This window comes from Heyndrickxia sp. FSL W8-0423 (assembly GCF_038009395.1).
Lineage (GTDB): Bacteria > Bacillota > Bacilli > Bacillales > Bacillaceae_C > Heyndrickxia > Heyndrickxia sporothermodurans.
This window is the reverse complement of the sequence record NZ_JBBPBE010000001.1, coordinates 1,773,830-1,788,903: the sequence shown is the minus strand read 5'-3', so window position 1 is coordinate 1,788,903 and position 15,074 is coordinate 1,773,830. Positions and strand designations below refer to the sequence as shown.

General features: G+C 33.6%; 15 protein-coding genes, 1 pseudogene and 1 riboswitch. Of the genes and pseudogenes, 6 read left to right on the top strand and 10 right to left on the bottom strand.

The features are described 5' to 3' along the window. Positions 1–129: 129 nt before the first annotated feature. Positions 130–231, top strand: a riboswitch (SAM riboswitch). Between the two features lie 80 nt (positions 232–311). Both MKY81_RS08985 and MKY81_RS08980 read left to right on the top strand, forming a co-directional pair. Further along, positions 312–1,451: a 5-methyltetrahydropteroyltriglutamate--homocysteine S-methyltransferase gene (locus MKY81_RS08985; protein ID WP_341117596.1), complete on the top strand. Its 1,140-nt coding sequence runs from the start codon at positions 312–314 to the stop codon at positions 1,449–1,451. 392 nt (positions 1,452–1,843) lie between these two features. Then, entirely contained in the window at positions 1,844–2,305 is a 462-nt protein-coding gene (locus tag MKY81_RS08980) for a hypothetical protein (RefSeq protein ID WP_066226061.1), read from the top strand. A 54-nt stretch (positions 2,306–2,359) separates the two neighbouring features. Here the strand turns inward: MKY81_RS08980 and MKY81_RS08975 are convergent, their stop codons facing one another. After that, a complete protein-coding gene (locus MKY81_RS08975) occupies positions 2,360–2,917 on the bottom strand; it encodes a cysteine hydrolase family protein (RefSeq protein ID WP_108073034.1) in 558 nt (185 codons plus the stop codon). Positions 2,918–3,149: 232 nt separating this feature from the next. On the opposite strand from MKY81_RS08975, the gene MKY81_RS08970 reads away from it, so the two are divergent. Beyond that, a complete protein-coding gene (locus MKY81_RS08970; RefSeq protein WP_321165958.1) occupies positions 3,150–3,743 on the top strand; it encodes a GNAT family N-acetyltransferase in 594 nt (197 codons plus the stop codon). A 94-nt stretch (positions 3,744–3,837) separates the two neighbouring features. Here the strand turns inward: MKY81_RS08970 and MKY81_RS08965 are convergent, their stop codons facing one another. Further along, positions 3,838–4,350, bottom strand: a complete 513-nt coding sequence (locus tag MKY81_RS08965; RefSeq protein ID WP_066226055.1) for a hypothetical protein — start codon at positions 4,348–4,350, stop codon at positions 3,838–3,840. A 42-nt stretch (positions 4,351–4,392) separates the two neighbouring features. Beyond that, on the bottom strand, positions 4,393–5,505 hold the full coding sequence (locus tag MKY81_RS08960; protein ID WP_066226053.1) for a site-2 protease family protein: 1,113 nt from the start codon (positions 5,503–5,505) through the stop codon (positions 4,393–4,395). 499 nt (positions 5,506–6,004) lie between these two features. Here MKY81_RS08960 and MKY81_RS08955 point away from each other — a divergent pair, with 499 nt between their 5' ends. Next, positions 6,005–7,012: a ketoacyl-ACP synthase III gene (locus MKY81_RS08955; RefSeq protein WP_108073169.1), complete on the top strand. Its 1,008-nt coding sequence runs from the start codon at positions 6,005–6,007 to the stop codon at positions 7,010–7,012. 493 nt (positions 7,013–7,505) lie between these two features. On the opposite strand, the gene MKY81_RS08950 is transcribed toward MKY81_RS08955, so the two are convergent. The 5 genes from MKY81_RS08950 to MKY81_RS08930 all read right to left on the bottom strand — a co-directional run bounded on the left by MKY81_RS08950 (position 7,506) and on the right by MKY81_RS08930 (position 11,289). Continuing rightward, entirely contained in the window at positions 7,506–8,282 is a 777-nt protein-coding gene (locus tag MKY81_RS08950; protein ID WP_341117594.1) for an alpha/beta fold hydrolase, read from the bottom strand. Then, on the bottom strand, positions 8,279–8,788 hold the full coding sequence (locus MKY81_RS08945) for an SRPBCC family protein (RefSeq protein WP_341117593.1): 510 nt from the start codon (positions 8,786–8,788) through the stop codon (positions 8,279–8,281). Before MKY81_RS08945 ends, MKY81_RS08950 begins: the two co-directional genes overlap by 4 nt. 63 nt (positions 8,789–8,851) lie before the next feature. Beyond that, positions 8,852–9,193, bottom strand: coding sequence for an ArsR/SmtB family transcription factor (locus MKY81_RS08940; RefSeq protein ID WP_084347343.1), 342 nt, complete (start codon positions 9,191–9,193; stop codon positions 8,852–8,854). A 176-nt stretch (positions 9,194–9,369) separates the two neighbouring features. Continuing rightward, positions 9,370–9,621 (bottom strand): hypothetical protein, encoded by a 252-nt coding sequence (locus MKY81_RS08935; protein ID WP_328019104.1) that lies wholly within the window; start codon positions 9,619–9,621, stop codon positions 9,370–9,372. Positions 9,622–10,899: 1,278 nt separating this feature from the next. Next, positions 10,900–11,289, bottom strand: coding sequence for a DUF5661 family protein (locus MKY81_RS08930; RefSeq protein ID WP_327991737.1), 390 nt, complete (start codon positions 11,287–11,289; stop codon positions 10,900–10,902). Between the two features lie 117 nt (positions 11,290–11,406). Here MKY81_RS08930 and MKY81_RS08925 point away from each other — a divergent pair. Then, positions 11,407–11,706 (top strand): annotated as a pseudogene (locus tag MKY81_RS08925) (CPBP family intramembrane glutamic endopeptidase); the annotation flags it as partial. A gap of 361 nt (positions 11,707–12,067) precedes the next feature. On the opposite strand, the gene MKY81_RS08920 reads toward MKY81_RS08925, so the two are convergent. After that, complete coding sequence (locus tag MKY81_RS08920) at positions 12,068–13,012, bottom strand: DNA/RNA non-specific endonuclease (RefSeq protein ID WP_108073165.1); 945 nt, start codon at positions 13,010–13,012, stop codon at positions 12,068–12,070. 526 nt (positions 13,013–13,538) lie between these two features. Next, positions 13,539–14,378, bottom strand: a complete 840-nt coding sequence (locus tag MKY81_RS08915; RefSeq protein WP_341117591.1) for a hypothetical protein — start codon at positions 14,376–14,378, stop codon at positions 13,539–13,541. Between the two features lie 82 nt (positions 14,379–14,460). Between MKY81_RS08915 and MKY81_RS08910 the strand changes: the two genes are divergently transcribed. Next, positions 14,461–15,048 (top strand): hypothetical protein, encoded by a 588-nt coding sequence (locus tag MKY81_RS08910; protein WP_327991739.1) that lies wholly within the window; start codon positions 14,461–14,463, stop codon positions 15,046–15,048. Positions 15,049–15,074 lie beyond the last annotated feature (26 nt).

Below are 15,074 nucleotides of genomic sequence, written 5' to 3'. Positions count from 1 at the left end.
CGTTAAAAAAGGGCAAATTCCTTTTACTAGACTTTTCTCTTATATTATTTCAATATATTTTGTAAAACAAATTATTGACAGAACAGCAAAACAAGTGTAATTTAACTTGTAGTTAAATAGTTTTGAATATTCTTATCTAGAGAGGTGGAGGGACTGGCCCTTTGAAGCCTCGGCAGCAGACTTTTCGAAGTACTGTGCCAATTCCAGAAGCGAAAAGCTTGAAGATAAGAAGAGATCCGATTATGGAAATTACCCCTCTTCTTATTTATGTGAAGAGGGTTTTTTATTTTGAGTGAGAGGGGATATATTTTATGACAAAGACATTGACGAAAGCTCCATTTAAAGCTGATCATGTGGGCAGTTTTCTTAGAACGGAGCCGATTAAAGAAGCGAGGAAAGCTTTTGCAAATGGAGAAATCGATAAAGCTGCATTAAAGGCTGTAGAAGATAAAGAAATCGAGAAACTTGTGCAAACGGAAATTGAGGTTGGACTTAAATCAATTACTGATGGGGAATTTCGACGTTCCTATTGGCATTTAGATTTTTTAGCGGGTTTAAAGGGTGTTGAACTGTTTGAAGCGGAATATATTAATAACTTTAAAGGATCGCAGCCGAAAAATAATGCGATTAAAATAGTCGATAAAATAGAATTCCACAATCATTATATGCTCGAACACTTTAAGTTTTTAAAAGATGCCGTAGAAAAGTATGGGGATGGCAGCCAAGTCGCCAAGTTTTCTATACCAAGTCCAAATATGTTATTCACTAGAATTCAAGGGGATGAATATTATAATGGCGATACAGAGCAGTTCTATCGTGATACTGTTGTTGCCTATCAAAAAGCCATTCAAGCATTCTATGATGCCGGCTGCCGATATTTGCAATTAGATGATACTTCGTGGATTGATTTTGTTTCGGAAGAGCGAATCAAAGCAGTTGTTGAAAAACTTGGAATGGATGTACAAGACATCATTGATACGAGAGTACGTTGTTTAAATGATGCGATTTCACAGAAGCCTGATGATATGTTGATTACGATGCATATTTGCAGAGGAAACTTCCGCTCTACCTTTATTACAAGCGGCGGATATCATACGATTTCTGATGCCATTTTTGCAAACTTAAACGTCGATGGACTTTTCCTTGAATATGATGATAATCGTTCAGGCGATTTTGAACCATTAAAAAGTTTTACACGGGGTGACCTGACCGTTGTACTTGGATTAATTACGTCAAAATTCCCGGACCTAGAAGATTCTAATAGAATTAAAGATAGAATAAAAGATAGAATAAAAGAAGCTAGTCAATATATTCCTTTGGAAAACCTAGCCTTAAGTCCTCAATGCGGATTTGCAAGTACGGAAGAAGGGAATGTATTAACCGAAGAGGATCAGTGGAATAAAATTAAACATGTAAATGAAATTGCTAAGGATATTTGGAATACACTCTAAAATGTATGCCTCCTTCCATGATGGAAGGAGGTCATTTCATTTATTTTGGCTATTTTATAAATAAAATTGATTACTCCTAATAGTAAACTGATTTTTAATACAAATGATGTTCTAATTTACCTGTGGCTAACCGGGGAAATTTGGTTTGTGCATCATAAAATTTTGTTTATGACGCATGAAGTTTGGTTTGTGCATCATACTTTGTCATTTGTGGATCATAGACTCTTTTTCAAACGACTAATTTCCAGTCTATAGATTTTTAAAATTTTATTTGTGGCACATCATGCCCGTCTATGTAGTAGATATTTGTTTCATTTAAATTCTCAATTATCTTTGTATAATATTCCAAAATCTCCAAACTCTATTTATATACAGACGAAGGAGAATATCAAATGGCTCAAATCATCTTATGGGGTATACTTATTATTTCATGGCTTTCATTGTTTTTTCTAAAAAAAGATTCTATCCGCCGGTTTATGCCTGTAGCAATTTTTGCTGCCTTATTAGTCACCATAATTGAAGAAATCGGTTATGTTTACAATTGGTGGACGATTCTGGGGAAAATTTTTCCGTGGGAACATTTCATTACATATCCTTTAACCTATGGTCCTTTTTTAGTGGGAACGATATGGATTTTCCATTTTACGTATGATAAGTCCTTTTGGGTTTATATTTTGACTAATGCAATCATTGACGCTTTCCATGCATTTGTTATGCTTAATCTTTTTACATATTTCGGAATATATAGGTTAAATAACATCAATAATTTCGGGTTATTTATTCTAATATTCTGTCTTTCGTTTGTGATATATCCTTATCAGATATGGCAAGACAAAATTATGAAAAAAAGTTAATGAAGATAAAAAAGGCCGCCATTTCGGCAACCGTATTTTTAAAGAAATTTATTATTATCGATACGAGTCATGTGTCGGATGAAACAAGTCTTCCTCCGCATTTCTAACCATTGAAAAATGTTCGACATTGTAGTGCCCATGAAGGGTACGATTATGATGCTTGATGATTTGTTCCGCACTTAAACTATCATTATCTGTTGTCGAATGTCCATCACCGACTAATGTCACATCAAAACCAGTAATAGTGGCAGTTCTAACTGCACTATCTATACAATGTTGTGTCGCACATCCCATAATAACAATATGCTCAATCGCTTGTGATCGCAAATGAGAAAGAAGTCCCGTCCCATGGAAGCAATTTGTTGCAGCTTTATCAAAAATTTTTGAATCAGAAGGAACATTAATCGCGTTGTGAACCTGAAACCCTTCCCCTTTGCCTTCAGCTACGTCAATATCCCTTATAAACACAACTGGAACATTAGATTCTCTTGCCTTTTCAATGACTAAATTAATATTGCTAATCAGTTGCTCTTTATTGAAAACAGCACTTTCGTTTTCATTCCCATCAATTAATTGTTGTTGGGCATCAATAATTAATAAAGTTTGATTCAAATGATTTTCCCCTTTCAATTCTCGGGAAAACGCTATAAATAATTAGTTAGCTGTTCTCCCCTTACTATCTTTCACGCTAACATATTTTTTGTTTGTCATACGATCAACCCCCTTAAAAAATTGTCCGCTGAATAAAAATTTATAATTTTCATTCAATTAAACCTTAGCATAATAACCTTTAAAAAGGTACGTTTAATTAAAAAAAACTTCCTCAGCTTTCTTGTTGAGGGTAATGAAAGATAAATATATTATGTTAAAATATAGTAAAAAGGAACTAGCCAAACTGAATAGTGAGGAATACACAATGACGCTACAATTTATGAAATTAATCAAACCGACAGAAACCATTGTAAAGGCATTAAATAAGTGGGAAAACGATCCAGCATTAATCCCATTGATTCGACCAAACAAAAACAAATTAGAATTGGAATGTAGAGAAAATTTGACCATTGATGACTTAACTAGACGCTTGGAAAACCATCACATTTACTTAATTTACTTGGATGAGCAACTGATCGGTGAAATAAATTATATGGTTGATCCAAATCATCTTTACAAAAAAGTACCTGGAACTGCTTGGATAGGTATTACAATTGGCGAGTCTGTCGGGAGAGGTAAAGGGATTGGTTATAAGGCCATTCAATTTTTGGAAGAGCAAATTAAAACGCAAGGGTTAAAACGAATTGAATTAGGTGTTTTTGAATTTAATAATCAAGCCCATAGCCTTTATCAGAGGATGGGATACAAAGAGATTGGCCGTATTGAAAATTTTACATATTGGAAAGATAAATTATGGGGAGATATTCGTATGGAGAAGTATGTGTGATATCAAGAAAATTGAGGTTGTTTTTGCTGGAGATTCATAGAACCTCTTAAATATTTAAGAGGTTCTTTAACGAACTCTTTTAAATGGAAAATTATTATGGAAGCATAAAAATAATGATAAAAAGAATTAAACTTGTCCATAAATAGGAGGCCTTGATTTTTGCTTCCTTCGAAATACTTTCCCCCTTAATTTTATGGATGACAGATAAAACAAAAAGATTCATCATAAAGATAAAATAACAAATGAATACATACAAAGTCCAACGTTGTTCCTGCATAAATTCTTGAAAATTTATACTTGCAAGTGCAGCGGTTATGAAAAATGTAATAGATAAAATTAATAGTAATGGTGTTAAAATATACATTTTCATCCATATTCGATGAGTTAAAAATAATGTGCTTTTTTTCGTTTGAAAAATCATTAGTAAACTCGAACATCCAACAACAATAATAATAAATAGAAATGTCAATAGTAACGGAATAATTGTGGATGTTCCGTTCAGTGATAAAGAAACCGAGAAATAACTTTTAAACATTTCAACTATAAACAATAAAATCACTAAAAACAGAACTACTATACATTGATAAATTGTCCATCTTGATGGCATGCGTATGAGTACCTCCTCTAAACCCTAAACAGTACACCCCTGTTATTTATTCAACAATTTTTGTATTTCTGGATTATTGCTGAGGATCTCATTTCCATAATGATAACTTAGGTAAAGAACGATAACTAAACCAATATAGATTAAGAATAATTTTATTTTCGTTTTCTTATCTGTTTTATAATACGTTTCCGTTGTTTGTACTTCTTGTTTGATCCCTACTACCTTTTCTTCTAGTTGCTTGATAATACCTTCAATAATAGCTTGATTGTCATTTTCTATATGTTCACCAATTGTAAGGGTGCCGGATAATTGCTGAAGATAAATATCCTTTTTCATTTTTTCAATTTGGGAATTCAGTGTATTTAATATCTTAATAATATCCTGGTTTAAAATCTTCAACTTAGCCATTTTTACGATTTCTTCAAGCGAATCTATATGATGGGACTCTTGCTTTAATTTAGCTATCAAGAGTTCAAGCTGCTTCACTTCAAGTTTATCCTTATCTAAGCTTTTTTGTTTTTTATATAATTTGTACCATTCCATAGAACCAATGATAACGATCACGAACCCTAAGAAACTTATATGCATTACAGAATAGATTAGTAGAATGATAATGCCTAATCCCCATAATTTCGTACTAATTCCTGCTGCAATTCTTCCGCCATCCAAAGGGGTGATTGGGATTAAATTGAATAAATTGATAATTGCACCTAATATAATCAGCAGTGCCCAAAATGGCTCATGTGTATATAAATACAACGGAATGGCAGGCAAAAAGGCTATAAATCCAAATAACGGACCCATATAGGCTAAAAATCCCTCATCCTTTGCACTTTGGGGCATTTCCTTTAAGCCGATTACCGCTCCCATAAAAGGAATAAATATTGCTGGACTAACGGAAAGTTTAATTTTTTTAGCAGCATAAGCATGACCCATTTCATGGATAAACAACAAATAGACAAGAGCAACCGCAAACTTCCATCCAAAGACAAGCGCATAAGCTCCCAAAGAAATAAACATACTTACAAGTGTATGTAATTTAAGAAACTTAAACACAACTAATATAAATTTAAATTTACCTAATAATAAAACTACTATTGTACTTAAAATCCCTAAAAAGGTTTTTTTGCCGTCCTGTAGATTCTTATTTTTCAAATAAACATCCCCTCTAAAAAAGTAAATGCTATGGTTAATTATAAAAGATATAATTTGAAATTTCAGGGGAAATTTACTATTCAAAAAAACTCATATAAAAATCGGCCATGCCTTCGAAATTTGGTGCATTTAAGAGTGTAGGTGTGAAAAATTAATATTTTATTGTTCCTATAATGTGAGTTTTGTGCTCAATGAACCATACGTAAAATATTTTCGAATTTTTGAGAGGTTCAGTAAGCATGGAGTAATCATTAGTATATTTATTAAAGTAGTTACCATCAGTTCGTCTGCCAATACTCAATACTTACTTATTCACTTTCGCTATTTGAATTTCCTTTTTTAAAATGAATCAAGTGATAATTTTACGAGATACTTTAAAGAGGAGAACCCTTATTTGTTTTGAAAAAAAGAATTAAAATTGATTTTTAATAATATAAATTGTTATAATTAGCACTAGATATTAGTACCAGGTTACAACAATAAATATGGGGTGGTTACAATGGTAGGAACGAGAATAACTGCTATCGGTACATATGTACCCGAAAAAAAATTAACAAATTTTGAACTTGAGCAAATGGTTGAAACAAATAATGATTGGATTATTCAAAGAACAGGTATTCATGAACGCAGAATTAGCCGTCCTGATGAATTTACGAGTGATTTATGCGAGGCTGCTGTAAAAGACTTAATGCATAGGTATGATAAAAATGTTGAAGATGTAGATATGATTATCGTTGCAACAAGTACTCCTGATTTTCCATTTCCATCAGTTTCAAGTATCATACAAGACCGTTTAAATATTGCTCAAACAGGTGCCATCGATATAAGTGCAGCTTGTGCAGGATTTGTATATGCATTGCATACAGCTCATACCTTTATTGCTTCTGGACTCCACAGAAAGGTACTTGTTATTGGGGCGGATACACTCTCCAAAATTACGGATTATACCGATAGAAGTACATGTATTTTATTTGGTGATGGTGCTGGTGCGGTATTGGTTGAAAGGGATGAACAATCGCAAAGTTTTATCGGATTCCACTTGGGAAGCGACGGAAGTGGGGCGCAGCATGTATACCGCCCTGGCCTATCTAAAAAAGTCAATGGCATTGAGTTAGTCGACACTCAATATTTGGTTCAAAACGGCAGGGAAGTTTTTCGATGGGTTGTAAGAAATGTTCCTGATAGCGTAAAGCAAATTTTAGAAAAAACACAAACGAGTTTAGAACAAGTTGATTGGTTTATTCCTCATAGTGCAAACTTACGGTTAATCGAACCGATTTGTGAAAAACTAGGGTTCCCAATGGAAAAAACGCTTTACAGCTTGGTGAACTTTGGAAATACTTCTGCTGCAACAATTCCTTTAGCACTTGACCTTGGAATTCGTGAAGGAAAAGTTAAAAATGGAGACCGCGTTCTTTTGTACGGTTTTGGATCTGGTTTGGTTCATGCTGGTCAATTGCTAGAATTAAACTTAGACGAACAAATTCATGCGCCAAAACCATTGTAGTGTAAAAGTAAAACATTGTAAAACGAATCAGCAAAGAAGTGATTTCTTTTCTAAATTCCAAAATGGCTTAAAAGTTAGTAGCTTGAAATTGATTTGATTTTAGTGTATCTGTTAGGTTTTGTACCACTTCATCAGTGTTTATCATATTTGCAATACACATTTACTTTACCTAAGTATAGAGCAACCTATTAGTTGAAAGTAAGATGTATTCTAGATCTAAAGGAATGTCTCAATTTTGGAGCCATTCCTTTTTGTCTAAACGATAATATTTAATTCCTTCTAAAACAAAAGCCCCCGTTAGTTTAAGTAAAATTACTCACAGATTAGTTCTGGTTTTCTGTTTATAATTTTAATACCATAAATTAAGCTAAATTCATTAGAGGAAAGGCACACCTCTTTTTTCAGAAATGTGCCTACTGTAAATGGTTATTTTACTATAAAAGGATTAAATAGATATTTCATTCGGATTTTGGTAAAGATAAAAATTCACCATCTATTTGGCTAATACTTCTGGAGCCATCATAACTGCCGAATGGTCTTGCCCTGAAAGTGTTTGGTATTTAGCTAGAGGTAACAGTTCAACAAGTGACTTAGCAGCATCATGGAAATATGATTCACTATTTTCTCCAACCACGATGGACGTTGGAACATTCACTTCCCATCGGTCTACCGGTAATGGCCTACCAGATTGAGTTTCTCCCATAATCATTCCATCATAAGCAAGAGTATGTGCCATCCCTTCTATTGACTCCCATGAAGGCTCAGCTTTCATATACTCTAAATATTCAGAAGGAATGCCAAGTGCTTCACTCATATAGTACTCAACAGCTTTATTACGTTTTCCTTCCCCAATCAAATTGTTCAAATGCTGAACATAATTTGCTGGTACAGGCGGACGGCTATCATCAATAATAAAAGGAGGCTCATACATAAATAGCTTCCTAACTTTATCTTCAAGTTTATTTGCTGCTTCAAGTGCTAACACGGCACCAGAAGAACTTCCAAACAAAAAGCTGTTGCCACCAGCCTCATTTATAAGGGCCTCGATGTCTTCCACTTCACGTTCAACTGCATACTTTGAAGAATCGGTGCTTTGACCTCTCCCACGACGATCATAATTATAAACAGTAAAATGCTTTGCAAGCTGTACTGCTAATTGCTCAGCATCTTTGTGGTCAGCTGCGGCAGATGCTACTAGAATTAATGATGGTCCAGTTCCTTGTTTTTTGTAAGCAATTTTAGTGCCATCTTTTGAAATTAATGTGTTCATAATTTTCCTCCACTTATTGAGATTAAATATTCTTCTAATCGATTAAAGGCATCTGTAAAGCCTTTGACCATTCCCATTTCTTCGGCTATATTTAGCTCTGCGATGCTATTGAAACGAGTAATAATCCTAAGTTTAGAGCCTTCCATTACCTCTTCAAAGGTTACTACAGTGTGCATTTCACTGTTTTCTACAATGTTCCAATTCTTATCAGTAAATGAGTCTATATAGACAAGTCTTAATGGTTCAATAACTTCTTGATAGACAGCTCTGCAGTATGCATCCTCTCCATCACCATTATCCGGACATAAACGATATCGCCAAACACCACCCGGTCTAACATCCATCTCATATACAGTGGAATTCCAATATTTTGGCCCCCACCAACGGGCAATATGTTCTGGTTTCGTCCATCCCTCCCATGCATACTTGAGGGGGATAGCTACTGTGCGTTCAATTGTAAGCTCTCGACGCACCTGATCTTTGAAAATTTTTGTTTTTCTACTCATTTTAATTTCACCCTTTTTAGCGTGTTAACCTACTTTTTTCCTTCCTGTTTTGCAAGTAGCATCTCAACGCTTTTTATCCTCCTTCCGCATAATGTCGAGCATATAGTCCTCAAAGTTATCTAGGCGTTCTTCCCATAGAATACTAAAGGAATCGAACCAAGTATCTAAATCCCGAAATGGTTGAGCTTCAAGGCTATATATTCGCATCTGTCCCTTAGTATGAGACCGTACCAATCCTGTCTCGCTCAAGATACGTAAATGACGAGACACCTGCGGTTGACCAATGTTGAGAGCCCTAACAATTTCACCTACAGAGTGAGGGCCTTTTTTCAAAAGCTCCACAATGTTAAAACGATTAGGCTCAGCGATTGTCTGTAATGTTAATTGCATCGTAGTTGTATTCATATTATGAATATACACTTAAACATATATACGCGTCAACATATATATTATTTTTTATCTAAACTTTATCATTTACTCTAAAATTCTTTTTAACTAACCTGCCCCTTTACTTGAATAAGAAAAAGGCTCTACTCCTTATTCTAGTTAAATCACCTTTGTTGAATTAGGAGTATTAGTTATTAAAATTCATTTGCGAAAGCTCCTTTTTCGCTATGGATATACTTCTCATTTCTGACTACATTATTGTAATCAATTTCAAAAAAATAGATTGCTTTACTTAAAGCATCATAAAAGAGAGGAACAAACTCCAAATCTTTAAATAAATAAACTTCAATTAGTTCTTCGTTATTTTGATAGGCTTCAAATATTCGATGGTTTCCATTGATACAATATGGATTGCTATCAGTTAAATACTGACTTTGAAGTACCATAACAGGGTTTTTATGATTGGGTTTTATTCGACTAGGATCTATATTTATATTACCTTGGTCAACCGAAGCAATAATGTTTGACGGAGAAATTGTTATTGGTTGAATGGCTTTTTCTTTTATTAGTGAAGTAGCACCGTCTATGTCAAAGGCATACTCAAATACCCCTGTTGGGTACTCAACATATAATGAGAATGTCTCCTGACCAATTGGGTGAACAACTGGGTATTGTTTACTAATTAGAGATTTATTTAATATTTCAGCCCATTTCGAGGCAACTTGTGCCCCATATCTCGATTTATTCTACATTTCTAAAATACGCGAATTAAAGTGTTCAATGAGTTGAAAAGTAAATAATTCGAAAGTGACTCATGGTTATACGTACTATCAGCTTCTTTTTTAACCTCATCGAGAATTGTAAACAGTTCTATCTTTATTCCTAATTTCAAAAATTTAATCTTTTTAATAAATATCGAAGAATCTTCCCCGTAAGAAAGGGGGTCTTCGGAAGTTGGATACTATTGAACTTATCAAAGAATTTCCAGATATAGTTGTTATTAACATGTATAGAAGTATTCTTAGATATGCAGCATCAAATAATAATAGAATTAACCAAGAGACAATAACTCTATTAACAGTGCTAATGTCTGAAGTTAACATTCGTAAATTGATCTAGCAATAACATAGATGTAATAGCACACTAGATTGGCATAAAGGGGAAGGTTCTTCATTTATTATCTTCCCTGAGTAACGTTCACTAAATGACCACTTAAATATATTAGAAATATACAAATATACTAGATTAATAGCGATATCTATTTAACAAATGCCCCCGATAGTTGAAGAGCGAATTTCACCTAATTAAAAGGCTAAATACCTTTCAACTAAACTTTTAGCAAGAATTTTTGATGAATCGAAGAACCTTAAAGAGGTATAAGATCCACAAAAATATAGATCAGTACATACACAAATCACATCTGTTACACCATATGTCGTTCGCATTCATCTAAAACCGACTCAATAAATGGAGCAATCGAACGTGGTCCCAGCCTCGCCAAAATACCGATTCTACAAAATTTATTGCCTAACATTGTGATTCCCCCATTATTTTGTGTCCATTGTATATCATAGCATAGATTTTTTTATTAACCTGCCTCGTTAGTATAATAACAAAAAACGCTAATCCTTTTTTAGATTAACGTACATATTAGCTTGAGTACAATTTTTCACAAAATCGCTTACAAATATAAGCTATTCTTATCATTTAGGTATCCAATTAAATCATTTGTTCCAATAGGCTTTTGCTTCCTCCTCAAGTACCTTTAACCTTTTGTAGTAATCAGGAAACTCGTTAAGATGAGCCAGTGCAATTTTCCCGGTAATAATAGGATCATCGCCTGTAACATTAGTTTGGATGGATATTTTTCCATGTTCAAGCTCTGTATTTACTCCCATCCAAAACTCATCTAAATCAAACTTACTTTTGTTAAAATCAATTCCTAAAAGTAAAGCGATTGCTGCTGCTTCCTCTTTAGAAAAAGATCGAACCTTAGTTGCAGAACGATTATTTCTATACCAGTTCGGACTTCCGGTGGTTGGATATAGATATTGCGTACCATAGTCATAACCGTTAATGAACTGGTTCAAATACGGATTATTATAGTAGTACAAAACTCATCTCTCCCAATAAGGTAGTAGTTATCAATACTATACGTTAGTTACCTTTTTATGAGCATGTCTTCTAAAAGTTAAACAAATAGTGAACTCAATAAAAAATACAACATTTAATGGCATATCCCTCTCTTCTTCATTCCGGGGACGAATCACGGAGAAGGACTCATTAACTTTTGGATGTTTGCAGTTCAACTCATTGAGTTTCGGTTTTTCAACGGGGCAATCTACAAAATATCAGGAAAAGGCAGGGTGTTTATGTGCGTATTATTCCACACCATGTTCAATGCAGCATCCCCCATCTTCGGCACCATGACTATGACTTGGGCGGGAACCATTGTCGCAAATGCTGTGATTGTTCTTGTTTCAATTGTAACCGTTGTGATATACGACAAATATCAAAGCACCGGCTACTAATCAGAAAATTAGGTAGGGTATGAATATAATCCTACGAAGAAAGGCAGCATTCGACTCCCTTATTTTTAGCACCTCTCTAAAAGAGGCAAAGCTACTACTGTAAATTGGGTACCTAACAAACTTATATAGTAAATTTAACAAGTAATGAATGGAGGATTTGTATGCCTGCTTCAAATTCTGAGGATATAAAGAAAAACTACCCCTTTCAATAAGAAAGCCGCCGAAATGGCAGCTGGATCTTAAACTATTGTATCCGTAAATTTAATAAGAACAGCGACGCCTCTTCAACAATCGCACCCGATTGTTTCAGTAAAGTCATCCGTTTATTTCATTCATTTACTTTGCCTTGAGTTCTAGGTGCTTATTCCCCTACCATACCGTCGTGATCATTATCTTTCATATATGGGTATAACCAGTGATCACTCGTTATTGGCATGCTGTAACCTGCTGCTTTTGCTTCTTTAATCGTTACTTGGCCATTTCCATCTGTATCAACGCTAGAAATATCTTCAGTGCCATTCGAAGCCTTGGACTTATTAGAACTTGTTGGCTTATTTGAGTTAGTTGATTTACTTTCAGTTAATCCTAGAGATTTATTTATTTCGTCAGGGTTGCCGTTATCAAATTCATCTACAATTTTATTTCCTTTTAAAGTGTAAGTATACTTGTAATGAGAAGGAATCTGCGTTTTCGTATTAGGATATGTGATAATTGCTTCAAAATTAGTAGCTCCACCAGCTTTACGAATAGCGTCTTCCATATATGCTTGATCACCATGTCGGTTAAGCGTACTATCCTGTGGCGTAATATTATAAGCGTTTGATACCCCACCAAGAGAATCTGCAATAATATGTCCTTCATCTAAATCTGCTCTTTCGACACCAGGAACTTTTGCTTCATCAGGGTAGTATCTGCCAGACGATGTTACAGGTTCGGTACGTTCATCTTGTAGAACGATTTCGTTAGCAATGACACGGACTAATTGCCCATGTTCATTCGTAAAGGACCAATACTCTCGGTCCCCAAAGCCAATATCAACGACGACGTTTGGTTCGCGATGTCCAGACAAATCACCACCATCAACTTCAATTAGTTTGTAACCTTTGAACAGTTGATCTTTTGATTGAGTTGATGTTTTCCCTACTACATGTTTTTCAGTCGTGGTTTTTTCTTTTTCATTATTTTTTGTAGTTACTTCTTGTGAATTAGCTTTCCCATCAGTATTCGATACATCTTCTACGTTAGTACAACCAACTATAAAGATAGCAGTTAGAAGTAAGATTAAATAGCTTATTTTCTTTTTCATTTTAGGACTCCTTATAATCTTTTTACTGAACATTCTAAAAATCTTTGAAAAACATAAATTAACATTGTTAACCTATTTAAAATAGTATATTACAATATTAATTTTATTACAGTAGATACTTAGTACGAATTATGTAGTGTTAAATTCCAATAAAGATTAGTAGAGTCCATTGCATTATATTTTTCAAATATAAAATTCAGCTATACTTGCTTATGGCGGTATAACTGCTTTCAAAATCTTACCAATACTATTTTATCAATATTTATTTAAAAAAAAGATGTTATTTAGTAATAATGGTTCTAGTACTGAAAAAGGCATAATTCACGAATTGCGATTTTTTTATAAAGAACTCAGGAACAGAAAATCCTTCTTTAACAAACCAGCCCGTTAGTAAAAAAGTTGCCACGTGTACGTAGCAACCCTTTAAAAATACTTTTTATACTACTCCCGTCTTAATTGGCCACTTAAATAGGCATATACCCTAGCTAGCCAACCAATTTATTCTTCTTAGCCTCTAATGAAGATATTATTTTTTAAATTTATAAGAAAGTTGTACAGAAAGGTGAGGATTTTGTCCTTGGATATATATATCAGCGATAATATATTTTTCTGGAACTTCAAATTCAGCTGTATTGTAAAAATGGAGACCAACTACATCTTGTAAGAAAGATGATTGCTTCCAATTGACCTGATAATCGTTATAGTTACCTTTAGCTTGATTATTATTGAAAAAGTTCGAATAGGGTTCTTCATTAATTGGAATTGAATTTGGTTTTGGATATGACTTGGTTCCATATTGTATATTTTTTGAGTTTAAAAGGGAAGTAGTCAACCAGATTTGTTTAGCAAATTGGTTAGTTACAATATAGTCGTCTCGGTATTGGACTTCAATCATCATCGGCTTTAAGTCGGAAGGTGTGTAATCAAAATGGTGTTCCTCAATCATAAAGAATTTTCTTTTTCCTTCATAAACAAGTTTTAAATCAACACGTTCTAAGCTTGGTTTGTAAAGAAATTTAGACTTGGAATATTGTTTTAATAGTTCATTATATTTTGTTTTAGAAATATACTTTACACCAAAACCGGTATTTTTAACTTGAACAAAAATGGTCTGGTTGTAAACGATTTTTCCATTAACTTTATCATATCTCTGTATTTCTTCCGGTGTCATACTGTTGATCGCCACATCTGAGAAACCTAATTGTGATAAATGATGTTTGTCAGTGACTGAAAGTGACGATTTTTTTAGTTTGTTCCAATCGGTTAAGGTGGATGCTTGAGTCGTTTGTTGAAAATAAATAAAGCCAGTATAAATTAATAACAGACTAGTTATAATCCAAAAGCCTGCAAGTATTTTGTTCTTCACATGATCCCCTTCCTCCCAATAATAAGTTATAATAATAATACCAATATTATGTAAATAAAACCATTTTTTCAAGGGGTGTATTATGGGATTTCGAACGATACTAATTGGCTTTATTTTTGTGTTTTTTAATATTAATTTTGGCGAAGTGAATCTACTTCCCGATTTGCTAGGGTATATCATTATTCTAATTGGCGCCTACACATTAATCGGCAATTTCAAAAATGGTTCCTTTTTAAAAGTTCTGCATTCAAGTATAATCTTAATTGTTTTATCAGGTTTAGATTTGTTTATTAAACATTCCACAGTACTAAATGGAGTAATTAATAATTCACATACATTACAAGGAAAAGTTTTTCTAATTCTCTTTTATTTGATTAATGCTTTATTAATAACCTATTGTTTGTATCAACTATGTAGAGGAATAGAACAAGAAGCTATGAATAAGGAGAATAATGAACTACAGAATAGGTCGAAAAAGACATTTATTGTTTTTGTTCTTTATGAGGCATGTTTCTTCTTGTTTATGCTTGTTGGTATCCTTTCAGGGGGTCAGACGACAACCTTTAATGGTGGATGGCTTAGCATATTATTTTGGATTGGACTTATTATTGTGATTTTTGTATTTTCCAGACTGTTTTTGTTATTAAACAAGGCAGAAAGGACATTTTAAATGAGTATAAAGATTGTATAAAAAAA